The sequence below is a fragment of the Paraburkholderia sp. RL17-337-BIB-A genome (genome assembly GCF_046025895.1).
GTDB classification, from domain to species: Bacteria; Pseudomonadota; Gammaproteobacteria; order Burkholderiales; family Burkholderiaceae; genus Paraburkholderia; species Paraburkholderia fungorum_C.
In genome coordinates this window covers 708,553-722,504 of the sequence record NZ_JARESY010000003.1, presented here as the reverse complement: position 1 = coordinate 722,504, position 13,952 = coordinate 708,553, and the positions used below count along the sequence as shown (strand labels likewise).

At 57.3% G+C, this 13,952-nt stretch carries 14 protein-coding genes and 2 pseudogenes; 10 read left to right on the top strand and 6 right to left on the bottom strand.

What is annotated here, in order from left to right; translation table 11 throughout:
- The first annotated feature begins 98 nt into the window (after positions 1-98).
- The 8 genes from P0D84_RS41300 (at position 99) to hfq (ending at position 6,630) form a co-directional block, all read left to right on the top strand.
- Positions 99-1,223 carry a mandelate racemase/muconate lactonizing enzyme family protein gene (locus P0D84_RS41300; RefSeq protein ID WP_408348076.1) on the top strand — a complete coding sequence of 375 codons (1,125 nt, stop codon included), beginning with the start codon at positions 99-101 and terminating at the stop codon, positions 1,221-1,223.
- 257 nt (positions 1,224-1,480) lie between these two features.
- A complete protein-coding gene (locus P0D84_RS41295; protein WP_408348073.1) occupies positions 1,481-2,803 on the top strand; it encodes an MFS transporter in 1,323 nt (440 codons plus the stop codon).
- A gap of 74 nt (positions 2,804-2,877) precedes the next feature.
- Positions 2,878-3,599, top strand: a protein-coding gene (locus P0D84_RS41290) for an IS6 family transposase (RefSeq protein WP_408348070.1) whose coding sequence is annotated in 2 segments (ribosomal slippage) — positions 2,878-2,911 and positions 2,911-3,599 — 723 coding nt in all. Because the reading frame shifts where the segments join, the coding sequence is not laid out codon by codon here.
- 148 nt (positions 3,600-3,747) lie between these two features.
- The gene (locus P0D84_RS41285) at positions 3,748-4,020 is read left to right on the top strand and encodes a helix-turn-helix domain-containing protein (RefSeq protein ID WP_408348067.1); all 273 of its coding nucleotides are present in this window, start codon (positions 3,748-3,750) and stop codon (positions 4,018-4,020) included.
- Positions 4,021-4,689: 669 nt separating this feature from the next.
- Entirely contained in the window at positions 4,690-5,430 is a 741-nt protein-coding gene (locus P0D84_RS41280) for a 3-ketoacyl-ACP reductase (RefSeq protein ID WP_408348064.1), read from the top strand.
- A 118-nt stretch (positions 5,431-5,548) separates the two neighbouring features.
- A complete protein-coding gene (locus P0D84_RS41275; RefSeq protein WP_408348061.1) occupies positions 5,549-5,848 on the top strand; it encodes a hypothetical protein in 300 nt (99 codons plus the stop codon).
- 224 nt (positions 5,849-6,072) lie between these two features.
- A complete protein-coding gene (locus P0D84_RS41270; RefSeq protein WP_408348058.1) occupies positions 6,073-6,234 on the top strand; it encodes a hypothetical protein in 162 nt (53 codons plus the stop codon).
- Between the two features lie 99 nt (positions 6,235-6,333).
- Positions 6,334-6,630, top strand: a complete 297-nt coding sequence (gene hfq / locus P0D84_RS41265; protein WP_408349763.1) for an RNA chaperone Hfq — start codon at positions 6,334-6,336, stop codon at positions 6,628-6,630.
- A 293-nt stretch (positions 6,631-6,923) separates the two neighbouring features.
- On the opposite strand, the gene P0D84_RS41260 is transcribed toward hfq, so the two are convergent.
- From P0D84_RS41260 to P0D84_RS41240, 5 genes and pseudogenes are all read right to left on the bottom strand, one after another.
- Positions 6,924-7,388 (bottom strand): hypothetical protein, encoded by a 465-nt coding sequence (locus P0D84_RS41260; RefSeq protein WP_408348055.1) that lies wholly within the window; start codon positions 7,386-7,388, stop codon positions 6,924-6,926.
- A gap of 490 nt (positions 7,389-7,878) precedes the next feature.
- Positions 7,879-8,211 (bottom strand): annotated as a pseudogene (locus tag P0D84_RS41255) (response regulator transcription factor); the annotation flags it as partial.
- Positions 8,212-8,448: 237 nt separating this feature from the next.
- Positions 8,449-8,535 (bottom strand): annotated as a pseudogene (locus P0D84_RS41250) (cold-shock protein); the annotation flags it as partial.
- Between the two features lie 57 nt (positions 8,536-8,592).
- Complete coding sequence (locus tag P0D84_RS41245; RefSeq protein WP_408348052.1) at positions 8,593-9,312, bottom strand: IS6 family transposase; 720 nt, start codon at positions 9,310-9,312, stop codon at positions 8,593-8,595.
- 166 nt (positions 9,313-9,478) lie between these two features.
- Positions 9,479-10,438 carry an amidohydrolase family protein gene (locus P0D84_RS41240; RefSeq protein WP_408348049.1) on the bottom strand — a complete coding sequence of 320 codons (960 nt, stop codon included), beginning with the start codon at positions 10,436-10,438 and terminating at the stop codon, positions 9,479-9,481.
- 202 nt (positions 10,439-10,640) lie between these two features.
- On the opposite strand from P0D84_RS41240, the gene P0D84_RS41235 reads away from it, so the two are divergent.
- Positions 10,641-11,903 (top strand): ISAzo13 family transposase, encoded by a 1,263-nt coding sequence (locus P0D84_RS41235; RefSeq protein WP_408348046.1) that lies wholly within the window; start codon positions 10,641-10,643, stop codon positions 11,901-11,903.
- 237 nt (positions 11,904-12,140) lie between these two features.
- Here P0D84_RS41235 and P0D84_RS41230 read toward each other — a convergent pair.
- Positions 12,141-13,276 (bottom strand): IS3 family transposase gene (locus P0D84_RS41230; RefSeq protein ID WP_408346954.1). Its coding sequence is split into 2 segments (ribosomal slippage): positions 12,141-13,012 and positions 13,012-13,276, totalling 1,137 coding nucleotides; the frame shifts between segments, so codons are not numbered across the junction.
- Between the two features lie 278 nt (positions 13,277-13,554).
- On the opposite strand from P0D84_RS41230, the gene hpxZ reads away from it, so the two are divergent.
- On the top strand, positions 13,555-13,932 hold the full coding sequence (hpxZ, locus tag P0D84_RS41225) for an oxalurate catabolism protein HpxZ (RefSeq protein WP_408349760.1): 378 nt from the start codon (positions 13,555-13,557) through the stop codon (positions 13,930-13,932).
- Positions 13,933-13,952: the final 20 nt, after the last annotated feature.

The following is a 13,952-nucleotide window of genomic DNA, read 5'->3' as shown; positions in this document are numbered from 1 at the left end:
GTGTTCTAAAGATGTCAGAGACCGCTTTTTTCGCTGTTACCTAACGTGCAAACTGTCTCCGTGCTTGATAACCAACCCGCTTTCGAAGGAGACGTGCCGTGCCCATCATCAAATCTATCGAAGTCTGTGCTGCTCGTGTTCCGCTGGACAAGGTCACTTCTTTCTCCAACCGGACTGTCACCGAGCGCCACTACGGATTAATTAAAGTCCGTACCGCAGACGGTATCGAAGGCGTCGGCTTCTGCTACGTCGGAAGCTCTGCGGGGGACCTCTTCCGGGTTGCAGTAGAACAATTGCTCGCGCCGGTGATTCTCGGTCGCGATTCGCTCGCTGTAGAGGGCCTGTGGAAAGACATGTACCAAGAGTCTCTGCTCCAGGGGCGCATGGGTACGGTAATGCGCGCGCTAAGCGCAATCGATATTGCACTTTGGGACATCAACTCCAAGAGCGCAGGCTTGCCCCTCCATAAGTACCTCGGCGCCGTGGATTTGGACACGGTGGCGGCCTACGCGAGCGGCGGCTATTACGTTGAAGGTAAAACTGCTGAAATGGTCGGCGAAGAGATGGCCAGCTTCGTCGCCAAAGGCTTCAAGGCCGTGAAGATGAAAACGGGTCGTTGGTCGCCTTTAGGCGAGGAGGCTCGGGTCAAGGCAGCCCGCGAAGCGATTGGTCCAGACGTGGAGTTGATGCTCGACTGTAATAACGGTTGGATCGATACCGTTCAAGCCATGCAGTACTTGAGCCGCATTGAACAGTACAACCCCTACTTTATCGAAGAGCCGTTCAGCCCCGATGACATCGAGAGCCACGCACGCCTGGCGAAGCTCACCCGCATCCCGGTGGCCACCGCAGAGATTGGTTATGGCCGCTGGTACCATAAGCAGCTACTCGATATGGGCGGCGCTGCAATCCTCCAAACCGACGCAGCAGTCTGCGGCGGCATTACGGAATGGAAGCGTATCGCTGCGCTGTCTGCAGGCTACGGTGTGCAGGTATGTCCGCATTGGTTCCACGACGTCCATGCGCCACTGGTTGCAGCCACGCCGAACGCACGCTACGTCGAATTCTTCTGGGACGACCAGGTCCTCAACTTCCGTCAGCTCATCGACCGGCAACTGGAGCAACGTGAAGGTCGAGTCGTTCTGCATCAAACGCCGGGGCTGGGCTTCGGCTTCGACGAGAAGCAAGTCGCCAAGTACGGCCGTTGGACTATCGTTTCCTAAGACTTTGACATCCTGCGCAAATTGACAGTCGCTGGTGCTTGCTTTCGGCGAAGCACCAGCGGGAAGTCACGTGCGCGTTGTCGACGAGCTTCTCTCCATTTTCAAACATCATTAGCTCGCACACGCGTTGCTACGGCGGGCGAAATACGTTACAGCAACGAAGAACTGCCACTGTGATGGCGTTCGAGAGACTTGTTGGTCAGGTTGAGCAAGAAACCGCCTCAGAGCCGGTATAAGACTATTTTTCAGGAGACGATATGCAGCAGCCCAACGAATATTCAATCGTGCGCAAAATATTTTGGCGCGTGATTCCGCTTCTCATGGTCCTTTATGTTGTTTCATACATTGACCGCATCAATATTGGGTTCGCGGCGCTGACGATGAATCACGACATCGGACTCAACGCGTACACATACGGTTGGGGCGCAGGCATTTTTTTCTTCGGTTACTGTCTCTTTGAAGTGCCAAGCAACCTGATGATGGTGCGATTTGGCGCTCGGCGATGGATAGCGCGCATCCTCTTCACCTGGGGTCTTCTCTCGTGCGCAATGGCCTTAGTCGCTGGACCGACGAGCTTCCTCGTACTTCGATTTTTTCTTGGCGTTGCAGAGGCGGGGTTTTTTCCGTGCGTTATCTTGTATTTGACTTTTTGGTTCCCTGCACGGTATCGCGCTCGGATCATCGCTACATTCAGCCTCGCGATTCCCGTGTCGATTGCTGTCGGCGCTCCCTTGTCCACCCTGATACTGGAACTTGACGGTATGCTCGGAGTGAAAGGGTGGCAATGGCTTTTCATTATTGAAGGCATCCCTGCTGTACTCGGCACGTTCTTCGTATTGCGCATGCTGACCGACCGCCAAGAGGAGGCTCAATGGCTGACCACACAGGAGAAAGCGTGGCTCGCTGACGAGCTCAATAAGGACATTGTGGCTAGCAACGAACACAATGTTTCTGCGTTGCGCAAGGCGTTCACCGATCCGGCCGTGTTCACACTAGCGTTAGTGTATTTCTGCGCAATCGGTGCAAATCTTGGACTGTCCTTCTTCTTGCCGCAGATTATCAAGGCGCAAGGTTATAGCACGATGCAAACCGGCCTCATTACGTCGGTGCCGTACATCGCTGGCTGCGTGGGAATGCTCGCCATTGGCTTTCTGTCCGACCGTTTCAATGAGCGCCGCTGGTTCTTGGCCGCCACCATGGTGCTGACGGCCGGAGGCCTCGCGGTGGCAGGAGCATTGGGCGCCTCTGTTTGGTCCATTGCGGCGGTGAGCGTTGCAGCAATCGGCATTCTTGGTTGCAAGGGCCCCTTCTGGGCGCTACCTGCAACCTACCTCAGTGGACAGGCGATGGCCGGCGGCATTGCGTTCATCAACGCGATGGGAAATCTTGGAGGTTTCGCCGGCCCGTATCTGGTGGGATTCTTCAAGAGTTCGTCGAACAGCTATGCGAGCGGGCTCTATGCGTTAGCGGCCCTAGGAGCAGCGGCTGCCGTAACTACCGCGCTTTGCATCAATCCGCGACGCGCCCTAAAAGCGACCGCGCCCGGTAATCTGTCGACAAGAACTCGGGACGCTCAGTAGCAGCATCTGCGGTTTTGTCGCGTTAAGGCGGGAGAGGTAGTATTCGAGGCTGACAAATATGCTTTGGCTGGCCGATGAAGAAGACCGAAACACCGCGAAAGACGCTTGCGCGGGTATCGCCCGAGTGCTAAAGCGGCTTCACTACCCGCTCGATGTGATGTTGCCGTGCGTGCGGTGGTACGTCGCCTACTCACTGAGTTTGCGTAATCTCGAAGAAATTATGGCCGAGCGCGGTATTGAGGTTGATCATGCCACGGTGCATCGTTGGGTGATCAAGTTGGTGCCGCTGTTCGAGAAGACGTTCCGTAAGTACAAGCAGCCGGTAGGCAAGAGCTGGCGGATGGACGAAACGTATATCAAAGTCAAAGGCCAGTGGAAGTACCTCTACCTGGCGGTGGACAAGGCGGGCAAAACCATTGATTTCCTGTTCAGAGCCAAGCGCGACAAGGTGGCAGCGCGGCGCTTCTTTGAAAAGTCGATCGCTCAGAACGGTGTACCCGAGACGATCACCATCGACAAAAGCGGCTCTAATCTGGCTGCGCTGCACGCGGTGAACGCCGAGCGGGAGACGCCCATCACGATCCATCAAGTCAAGTACCTGAATAACGTGGTCGAGCAAGACCATCGGGCCATCAAACGCATCACCCGACCGATGCTGGGCTTCAAGGATTTTCGTTGCGCCCGCATCATCCTGTCCGGCATCGAAGTCATGCATATGATCAGGAAGGGGCAAATGAAAACCGAGGATGGAACCCATCCGTCCGCCGCCGAGCAGTTTTATTCGATGGTTATGTGAGCCGTCCTTGTCATTTCGGGTCTGCTCATGAAGATGGCCTTATCGCGACAGAACCGGCCGTCATGACGAACACGTAACTTCATTCGACGCCGCGAATGCGTTGGCGCTGAAACGCATAAAAAATAAAATCTGAGAGACGTTAAGCAAGATGAATCGACGTACCACGGATATCGGTCACCTCGAGCGTAGCATCGAGAACGACCGCCTCGGGCGGGCCTTGGCTGCCCGCCTTGACCGGGCATTCAAACGGGCCGGCATCAGTTCGGCGCGCGCAGCGAGGTGGCTGGGCGTGAGTGAATACGAGGTGCAATATTGGCGACGCGGAATCACCGTGCCGCCGTTGAACGCCTGTATGCGTCTGGCCGCCGTCCTCAATCTCGACGTTCACTGGCTTTGCACGGGGCACGCTCAGGTCGCCTAATCCGCATTTCGTGGAGATGGCGGAGTATGGAGCCGGCGTGCCGTGCGTCCGTATTCATCCTTCTGTTGCCAACTCAGTCGAACTGGCGCGCGGCGACGCGCCAGCCGGCGTTTATAAATCGACGCGGGGGCCGCTTGCCGGAAAACGGGGTATCGATGTGAAGGGAGCTAAACGTAAACGGTCGACTGATGACGTCCGGCGCTTCTATGGTTGCGAGATGGAGTTGGCGCGAGGTGCTTCGCACATCGCGAGCATGTTGTACGAGCAAAGCATTCACGCGGCGGTCAGGGAAACCCTTCTTCAGTTCGAGGCATGTCACGGACGCGAGGAGCTGAAGGGATTTGCGTCTGCACTTCTCGGGAGACTGGAGCAACGCGGCAAGCCGGAGGCAGTCAAGGTGCTTCACGACTTTATAGAGCATGGTCGCCTGCCAGAGCAGACATCCGGCGCTTCGCCCGGACCTGTGCCTACCCGGAAGTCCGTCGCCCCAAAGCAGCGAGTAGCCCAGTCACTGAAGGGTAGGGTGGCTGCAACGGATGAAGCTGTTTGAATGCCGCCGGACGGCGCGGCGGAAAGAAGCCTCGTCTGACGCGCCCGTCGGAACACAGGTTAGCTTCCAGGCAAAAGTACGTTGGCCCTTTAACCGTAGCAAGAACCCGGGGGTAGAACATGGCAAAGCGAATTGCGTACGTGACCGGCGGCATGGGTGGAATTGGAACCGCGATATGTCAGCGGCTTCATAAGGATGGGCTCACGGTCGTTGCCGGATGTGGACCCAACTCGCCGCGACGGGAACGATGGCTGGCCGAGCAGGCTGAGTTTGGGTTCTCCTTTATCGCCTCGGAGGGCAACGTCGGCGACTGGGAGTCGACCGAAGCCGCTTTTGCGAAGGTAAAGAAGGAGGTCGGTGAGATTGACGTGCTGGTGAACAATGCCGGCATTACGCGGGACGGCGTGTTCCGGAAAATGTCGCTTGAGAGCTGGAACGATGTCATTGATACGAATCTGACGAGTCTCTTCAATGTGACCAAGCAGGTTATCGAGGAAATGGTCAGCAAGGGGTGGGGCCGGATAATCAGCATCTCGTCGGTGAACGGCCAGAAGGGGCAGTTCGGCCAGACCAACTACTCGACTGCCAAGGCGGGCATTCACGGCTTTACGATGTCGCTGGCCCAGGAGGTCGCGACAAAGGGAATCACGGTGAATACCGTTTCACCCGGGTATATCGGAACCGATATGGTCCGGGCTGTGCGCCCCGAGGTATTGGACGCAATCGTCCAGAGCATCCCGGTACGACGTCTCGGAGAAGCCACTGAGATTGCCTCGATTGTTTCGTGGCTTGCCAGTGACGAAGCCGCGTTCGCGACCGGGGCTGACTTCTCGCTGAACGGTGGCTTGCACATGGGTTAAGAATATCGACCCGGAGCTCGAAGGGCGCGGTCCGAAAGCTCGTGGCTCTAGCGCCCACGACAAGGCGTTAGAGCATTTGGGTGACGGGCGAGCGCGACCTCATTCAACGAAAGCGCAAATGGAGGGCGGTCTCGAAATGCATCGGACATACGGTTACAAAGATTTCACCATAGCGGTGGAGGCGGAGTCTGTCGGCGGAATTCCCAGAGGAAAAGTTCTTTCGGTGCCCGTCGGATACGTCGCCGTCGTCCATATCTCCTTGGGCGCAAGTCCTGCAACAATTCAGCCGTTGCGCTTCGGTCGAGACAATGGCTGTCCGTTCGCTACCGAAGCCGAAGCCTTGATGCGCGGCTACGGCGCGGCTCAGCGCATCATCGACGACATCATAGTCACGCGCACGCCATGGTCAACGCGTTGAGAGCGAGTTCCCTTTGCCTCGATTTCTGTAACACCGTTGTGCTCGTCTGGTGAACTGTCGAGCCTATTGAGAGGACAAGCTTCCGGTGCCTTTTTGACTTTGGCATGGGCAAGAGTACTGGTGTCGGCGATTGACGTGGACGAGGGCACACATAATATCTGTCGCAGATTTGTCTATCGCGCGATAGTGCTGTACAGCTGCTCATGTATGGAAAGCGCAAACCCGTGAGCGAAACCATCCAGATGGAATCGCTGGATTCAGGCGCATGCCCGGCCGCCGCTGTCCCAGACATCGGGCAACTTGTGCTCGACGTCAAAGCCGGTCGCTTGCGCGTGTTCGGCCTCTCTGAGCCTGATGGCACCGTCCTGCGTGTCTACGTTTCTTGAGCGCCGGTTTAGGGCGCCGGCAGGATAGTCGACTGATGCCACCAACAGCCCCGGGCTCTCGTGACTGCCCGGCGGCGGCCTCGGGTGTCTAGCGGTGCAATGCAGGACGGCCAACAACAGTGGGGAAACAGCATGCCGAATCAAGCGTCAACGGAGGACGAATTTCTGAAGGCACTAATCGACGACAAGATGCTCGTGAGCGTCTTCATGATTAACGGAATCCGGCTCAACGGTCACGTCGCGAGTTTCGACAGACGCATTGTCATGCTGGAGTCCTTGGCCGGGTTCCAGATGGTATTCAGGCATGCAATCTCAACGGTGATGCCGGGCGCAGCGGACCGGCCGCCACGGCCGCCCCATGCTGCAGGCAATCGGGCGAGAACCTCGCGCACATAATACAAAGGTGTCACGCGCGCGCACCTTACGTTGAACGCGTTGATGGCCACAGTTATCGCCAGGGGGAGCAACGGCTCGCAGCGTGACGACATCTTCTTCCTCAAGGGGGAGCCCGACAGGCTGAATGGTTCGCCGGGCGCATCCGTTTGGACCGCCAGCGGCTCCGATGGATGAATGCCACGGCGAGGCTTATGCGCACGCAACGAGTGCGGCTCTAGCGACTCCTGGGCCGTCCCGGGAACATTTCCGGGGTGGTATTCCTTTGAAGGCCACGGGCCTCACGCTATGGCCTGCTACGTCTGGGCTATCGCCTTTCGGTGGTTTTTCTTCCACTCTTCGATAACGAGCCCTGCACGCTGCAGGTCGGCCCGCGAGACGATATGCAATTGCGCGATATACACGGAGAGCGCGCTTTGCAGCGCGGCATAGGTATCGTCGTCGAGTTGCCATTGCCCGGATTTCGTCGCGTTGGCATAGAGCTCCGCAAGCCGCGTTTGGGCGCGAACAACGATTTCCTGGGCGTAGGCCAAGTGTCCCGCACAACAAAGAGCTTCGCTCAGGAAGACGTACTGCAAGACGAGGAGGGCGGAGTCTTCGCACACGCTACACCGGACCATCCAGTCGAGCGCGACGTAAGGTTTAAGCGACAGATTGAGTATCTGGCTGGGGGACAGCGGCAGTCGCGAGCGTATCACGGTGTAAAGCGGAGGTATCTTGCCTGCAGGTATAGTTTGCGTCGGTGGAAGACGACTGCTCATGGCTACGGGGCGAAGTTGCAAATTGGAAATCAATCCTAGCACAGGGCTTGAGCGAATGAGGCGAGGAAAAGTCTTCCTGGCTATTGCGATATGCAAAAAACAGAATTCCCAAAACCGTGAACTGTTTTGGGGCATTCCAGTCAATCACGCGGATGCGCGGTTGGCTTCAGATTGTATGTGCGATTGAACCCGGTTGTCGACCGAGAAAGTGGGAAGCGCGGGCGTAATGCGGCGCAATGAATTCTACGAATTATTTTCGATTGACACTGATGTGCGCCCGGAGGAATAGTTGTACAAACAACTAACGCGCAATTTCGGTGCGTTGCGGGTCGACGCGGGGTATAACGTAGCGTCGTTCGACGCCGCGGATGAGCCGGCGTCGGATTCATATCATGTCACTGGGCGCCATTGTAAAGTAATCTGCCAATTAAAAAAGGAGCGCGGCACCGACCGCACGTCATTCGAGAGAGAGTAATCGAGGGCCCCATTTTGCAACTGCGTCGAGCATGTCCTGGTCCTTGAACGGCTTGGCAATGAAGTCCAGTGCGCTGGCCTTCATTGCCTTCACCCCCATCTCGATGTCTCCATGACCGGTCATGAATACGACGGGAATGCGCACGCCGCTATTGACGATTTCCTGATGAAACGCCATGCCATTTTTTCCGCGGAGCCGCACGTCGAGGATGAGGCAGCTTGGCCCGGTGGAGCGGGGAGACCGGAGAAATTCGTCCGGGGACTTGAACGTTTCGACGCGCAAGCCTACAGAGCGCAAGAGTGCGTCGAGAGCCTGCCGGATTCCCTTGTCGTCATCGACGACGTAGATGACGGACCGTCGTCTCCTGCGGTTTCAGTCCTCATTCGGTTGTCGGACAGCAGTCATCTGGGTATCTCGCAAAGCCGGAACACGGTCGCATCACATCGCATGAAGTGGGTACTTCACCATTGCCGGACAGCGCCGGAAACTGCACGGTATCCGGGCGACAAGTCAAATTCAGTACGCGGGCGTGCGCAGAGTGCGGATGAATCAAGCGTCGTCGAGTGCGGCATGAAGTGAGCGTGTTCAGAGCGGCTGGATATTTGCGGCCTGCTTGCCTTTCGGGCCTTGCTTCACTTCGAAGCTCACCTTCTGATTCTCCTGCAGGGATTTGAGGTTCTGGTGCAAACGACCGGTGAAACCGAGACGTCTCCAATACATAAGGATGCCTTATTTATTGAATAGGACAGCATTCCAGACGGCGGGTGCAGTAGTATCCTTGAGTCCGAGAGTGCGGAGATTGAACTGACCCTTGCGGATACGGTGCATCAACTCGATGCCTGAAATCGTGGTCTTCGCACACCTGAATCGTTTGAATCCGAGCATCACGTTCGTTCTGGACTTGATGTTTCGATGATCCTGTTCGATCACGTTATTCAGATACTTCGAGGAGCGCACTTGCGTTCCCTCAGGCAGCAGAGCGTCAGCGATCATCTCGCGCACGGCCCGGTGCGAGGCGGCATACCCATCGAGCGTGATCGTCTCCGGTGGCTGGCCCTGATGTTTGATGGCCTTGCTGAAAAAGGCCTTGGCCGCGCTCACATCGCGTTTTGCCCTGAGCATGAAGTCCACTGTCTGGCCGACCCGATCTACCGCCCGGCAGAGATAGACCCACTTGCCACGAATCTTCAGATAGGTCTCGTCAACACGCCATGACCGGCCAGTGGGTATGCCAAACCGGTTCCAGCGCTTGACGAACTCTGGCGTAAAGCGCTTTACCCAACGCATGATCGTAGTGTGTGCCAGCGACAATCCCCGCTCGGCCATCATCTCGACCAGATCGCGCAGGCTGAGCTTGTAGCGAAGATACCAGCGCACACACAGAACAATGATCTCCCGATCAGAATGCCGGCCATCGAACAACCCGTCCAGACCCTTCCTCTTGCTCATCGCCGCCCACCAGATTGATTGGATCGCTACTTTAACCGGTCCAATGAGCCTATTTGCACCAGAACCCCTAACACGCTCTAGGCGGCGGAATCGCTTTGACAGGCAAGGCTTGAACGCGCAAGCCTCACCTCTCTGCGACATTCGTACTGATCTCAAACAGGTGGTCTTATTCGAATTGATAAAGCTTGGCGGGATTGTCGACAAGGATCCGGTCACGGACCGATTCCTCAGGAACAGCTACGCTAAGAAGGTCGAGGAGGAGGGCATCGTTTGGAATTCTGTTGAGCGGCTGCTCAGTTGGATGCGGCCAGTCGCTTCCCCATAACACGCGATCAGGCGCAGCTTTGGCAAACCCGCCTGCGACAGCCACGCTGTCCGCGTAAGTCGGCGGCCCAACTTTCGTGTCGTTGTATAGGCCAGTCAACTTCACATAGGCTTTTCTAGTGGTCAGCAGTTCGGTGACCATTTCGAACGCGGGGTGATGCAATGCATCGGGTTCCGGCACGTGTGCGAGATGGTCGAAGACCACCGGGCAAGGCAGATCGAACCACGTGGTCCGGGCTTCGAGTAGGTAAGCGGCAGGCGCATTGACCTGCACATGCCAACCCATCGTGGCGACGCGCTCCGCAAGAGGCCTGACCATGTCGAGCGTCGTCGTGCCCGGAGGCGAAAGGTTGAAGCGGATTCCTCTTACGCCGCCGTTATGCAGCTCTGTGAGTTGCGCCTCAGTGACGCTCGTATTCACCACTGCGATTCCTCTGGCGCGGCCATTGAATTGTGCGATTGATGCCAGCAGAAGGCGGTTGTCTATCCCGTAGCTTGATGGCTGGACGATGACGTTGCGCGTGGTTCCAAGGCGCTTTTGCAACTGTCGATAATCCGCGACCGAGGCGTCGCCAGGCTTGGACGTCGCTTCGGGCGCCCACGGATAGCGCGAATCGTAGATATGATGATGGCAATCCGCAGCATTGGCAGGGACCTTTGTCCGCGCCCGCTCGGTGCCGGTTGACCATTTCACGGGTTGAAGAGGCGGCTCGGCAGCGCCGGCAAAGCCGGCCGCAGACGCAGTTAGTGCGCCAAGTGTTTTGAGGGCGTTGCGACGTCTTTGATCGAACGGGTTCGACATGTTTGTCTCGTTTATTGATTTTCACAGTCGCGAATCCTTCTGCGACCGGTCCGGGCCTAAAGTATTGCAAGTTAGCGGCGTCACGAACCAAGAAACTTCTATCTTCATCATCAAATTTTTTCTTGGTTTCAAGCCTGAGTAGCACTTAGGAAATGTCAAAAAATAACTTTTACAAGTTGACGTGTCCGGATAGTATGAAGGGATGGATGAGAACGAAGCCGGAATCGCAGAGAAGTTCAAGTCATTGAGTGAGCTGTTAGATGAACAGCAGCGGCGGCTGTGGGCGGCCACGGAGGCTCGCGCGTTGGGCTATGGCGGGGTAAGCATCGTTGCGCGAGCGACCGGACTCACGCGCCCGACGATCGTTGCAGGACTGAAGGAACTCGACGATACGAAGCGGCCTGCATCGACAAAGACGCAGCGGCGTGTGAGACGAGCTGGAGCGGGGCGTCCACGAGTGACGCACGGCAATGCAGAGCTGCTTCCGGCGTTGGAGGAACTGGTCGAACCGACGACGCGAGGCGATCCGATGTCGCCGCTGCGCTGGACGTGCAAGAGCGTGCGGGTTCTGGCGTCGGAGTTGACCCGCCAGGGCCACCCGGTCAGTCATCAGAGCGTGAGTGCGTTGTTGCAGGAAGCTGGCTACAGCCTACGGGCCAATCGCAAGACACGCGAGGGTGCCGCGCATCCGGATCGCAATGCGCAGTTCGAGCACATCGCCAAGCGTGCCCGGCAATTTCAGCGACGCGGCCAGCCCGTGATCTCGGTGGATACCAAGAAGAAGGAACTGGTCGGAGACTTCAGGAACGCCGGGCAAGAGTGGCATCCCAAGGGGCAAGCGCCCCAGGTGCGTGTGCACGACTTCCAGGCCAAGGAGCTGGGCAAGGCCATTCCCTATGGCGTCTACGACCTGAGCGCCAACGCCGGATGGGTCAGCGTCTGTGTCGACCACGACACGCCGGAGTTTGCGGTGGAATCGATCTGCTGTTGGTGGCGACGCATGGGGCGCAAAACCTATCCCGGCGCAACCGAATTGCTGATAACCGCCGATGGAGGCGGCAGCAACGGTTCGCGCGCACGGCTGTGGAAGGTGGCGCTGCAGCGCACGGCCGATGCCACAGGGCTGAAGATATCGGTGTGCCACTTCCCGCCGGGCACCAGCAAGTGGAACAAAATCGAACACCGGCTGTTCTGCCATATCACGGAGAACTGGCGCGGCCGCCCTCTCGTGAGCCACGAGGTGATCGTCAACCTGATCGCCGGGACAACCACCACGAAGGGGTTGCGCGTGAAAGCCGCGTTGGACAAAAGACCCTATCCGACAGGCGTACAGGTTGACGACTCGACGATGGCGTCGCTGCATTTGAAGACCGACAAGTTCTGCGGCGACTGGAACTACACGCTGTTTCCTGCCGCGTCGGTTCCATCTACAAAATCATCCGTCAAGTCGCGCGCAAAGTTGTAAAAGTTATTTTTTGACAGTTTCTAAGGCATCCACGAATTGGGTACCGCTCCAGTGCAGTCACACCGCGTAGCTGATCACATCGGGCGGAAACCGGTAGCCGGTGTAGGAAATGGTGTCGGTGACTGGCGCGCGCTGCGGCAAACTGGTTCGTTTCATGCCGGAGATTGTCGCCGCCTCTCAGAGGTGGCCCCGTTCGTTCGGACAGTTTTTTCGATTTTTAAGTGGAACGCTGGGCGGTCACGCTGCCGTTTTCATCGCGGGCAGCATCGCGAAGTAAGCTTCATCCGGGGTCTTGTCCGACAGACTTGAATGAGGCCTTTGCTGGTTGTACCACGTCAGGTAGTTAGCGATGGACTTGCGTGCCTGGCCGACGGACTCATAAGCCTTCAAATATATCTCTTCGTACTTCACGCTGCGCCACAGTCGTTCGATAAAAACGTTGTCCCGCCAGCTTCCCTTGCCATCCATCGACAAAGCGATTCCGCGCGAGAGGACCGCGTCGGTGAAGACCGTACTGGTGAATTGGCTGCCTTGATCAGTATTGACGATCTCAGGCAATCCATATTTTGCGAATGCTTCTTCGAGCGCTGCTACCGCATGCTCAGCCTCCATCGTGATCGCGACTCGGTGCGCTAAAACACGGCGGCTGGCCCAATCGATCACAGCAGTGAGATAGACGAAGCCGTGTGCCATAGGCACGTATGTCGTGTCCAATGCGTACACCTGGTTGCTGCGCTCGATCTTCCGATCGCGCAGCAGGTACGGCCAGATCTTGTGAGCCAGATGTTTGCGGCTCAAGTTCGGTTTGCGATACAGCGCCTCGATGCCCATTTTGCGCATCAAGGTGCCGACGTGTTTGCGTCCGACCACTATGCCCTCTCGCTTGAGCAGGCGCATCAACATGCGCGCGCCGGCAAACGGATGCTCCAGGTGCAACTCGTCGATGCGGCGCATGAGCGCCAGATCCGCGGCACTGACCGGGCTCGGCGCGTAGTACGCACAGGATCGGCTAATGCCGACCAGCTTGACCTGCCGGGAAACCGGCAGGGGGTGGGCACGATCAATCATTTCTTTGCGCTCAGCAGGCCTGCCTTGCCGAGCGCGCCGGACAAAAAATCATTCTCCAGCGCCAATTGGCCGATCTTTGCGTGAAGCGTCTTCAGATCCACCGGCGGCTCATTGACGGGCGCGCCCGCCGCGCCGAACACATCGGCCGCTCGGTCTTGCAACTGCCGCTTCCATTCCGTGATCTGGTTCGGATGAACCTCAAACTGCTGCGCCAATTCTGCCAGTGTGCGCTCGCCACGTACCGCTGCCAGTGCCACCTTCGCCTTGAACGTCGCTGAGTGCGTGCGCCGGGTTCTCTTCGTCATCGTCTGGTTTCCTTTGTAGGCATTATGCCTATCTCAGAACCCAGCGATTCCACCTAACCGACTGTCCAGATTTCCGGGGCCACCTCTCTCCCTCACCCTGCCATCAACGTGACAATACCGTGTTGAGCGTTCCTGTATCCGATAGCCTCAAAAACACGTTCAAACTGATTCTCCAACAGTCGGTCTTTTGGCTTAGTTCGTTTGGAGGATGTAGACTTCCAGTCCTGTACTTTTTAAAGGTGTCCAACCTTCTCATCGAAAGCCCAACCAACATCACCATGCTCATCAACGATCCGGCCACGTATGCTGCCGTCGAAAAGGCGTTCGACACATACGAGGTGGCGCTGACCACTAACGACGTCGCAACCCTCGACGCGCTTTTCTGGAACAGCCCCCACACGCTGCGCTATGGCGCGACAGAAAATCTGCAAGGCTACGATGCGATTCGCGAATTTCGCGCAAAGCGCCCCGGCAAAGGGCTGATGCGCACGATCGTGGATCGATCGATCACTACATTCGGCCACGATTTCGCCGTCGCGAACATCACATTCACACGCCCGGACGTATCCCGCATCGGGCGCCAGTCGCAAACCTGGGTGAAGGTGGCAGAGGGTTGGAGGGTGATAGCCGCACACGTGAGCTGGATGGACGAATGAAACGAGACGATCTGTTGCAG

What these genes read in the sequence shown, in the direction of transcription:
- P0D84_RS41295 (WP_408348073.1), top strand. Translation starts at nt 1,481, where the DNA reads ATGCAGCAGCCCAACGAATATTCAATCGTGCGCAAAATATTTTGGCGC.
- P0D84_RS41275 (WP_408348061.1), top strand. Translation starts at nt 5,549, where the DNA reads ATGGAGGGCGGTCTCGAAATGCATCGGACATACGGTTACAAAGATTTC.
- hpxZ (WP_408349760.1), top strand. Translation starts at nt 13,555, where the DNA reads ATGCTCATCAACGATCCGGCCACGTATGCTGCCGTCGAAAAGGCGTTC.
- P0D84_RS41245 (WP_408348052.1), bottom strand. Translation starts at nt 9,312, where the DNA reads ATGAGCAAGAGGAAGGGTCTGGACGGGTTGTTCGATGGCCGGCATTCT.
- P0D84_RS41260 (WP_408348055.1), bottom strand. Translation starts at nt 7,388, where the DNA reads ATGAGCAGTCGTCTTCCACCGACGCAAACTATACCTGCAGGCAAGATA.
- P0D84_RS41235 (WP_408348046.1), top strand. Translation starts at nt 10,641, where the DNA reads ATGGATGAGAACGAAGCCGGAATCGCAGAGAAGTTCAAGTCATTGAGT.
- P0D84_RS41285 (WP_408348067.1), top strand. Translation starts at nt 3,748, where the DNA reads ATGAATCGACGTACCACGGATATCGGTCACCTCGAGCGTAGCATCGAG.
- P0D84_RS41240 (WP_408348049.1), bottom strand. Translation starts at nt 10,438, where the DNA reads ATGTCGAACCCGTTCGATCAAAGACGTCGCAACGCCCTCAAAACACTT.
- P0D84_RS41280 (WP_408348064.1), top strand. Translation starts at nt 4,690, where the DNA reads ATGGCAAAGCGAATTGCGTACGTGACCGGCGGCATGGGTGGAATTGGA.
- hfq (WP_408349763.1), top strand. Translation starts at nt 6,334, where the DNA reads ATGCAGGACGGCCAACAACAGTGGGGAAACAGCATGCCGAATCAAGCG.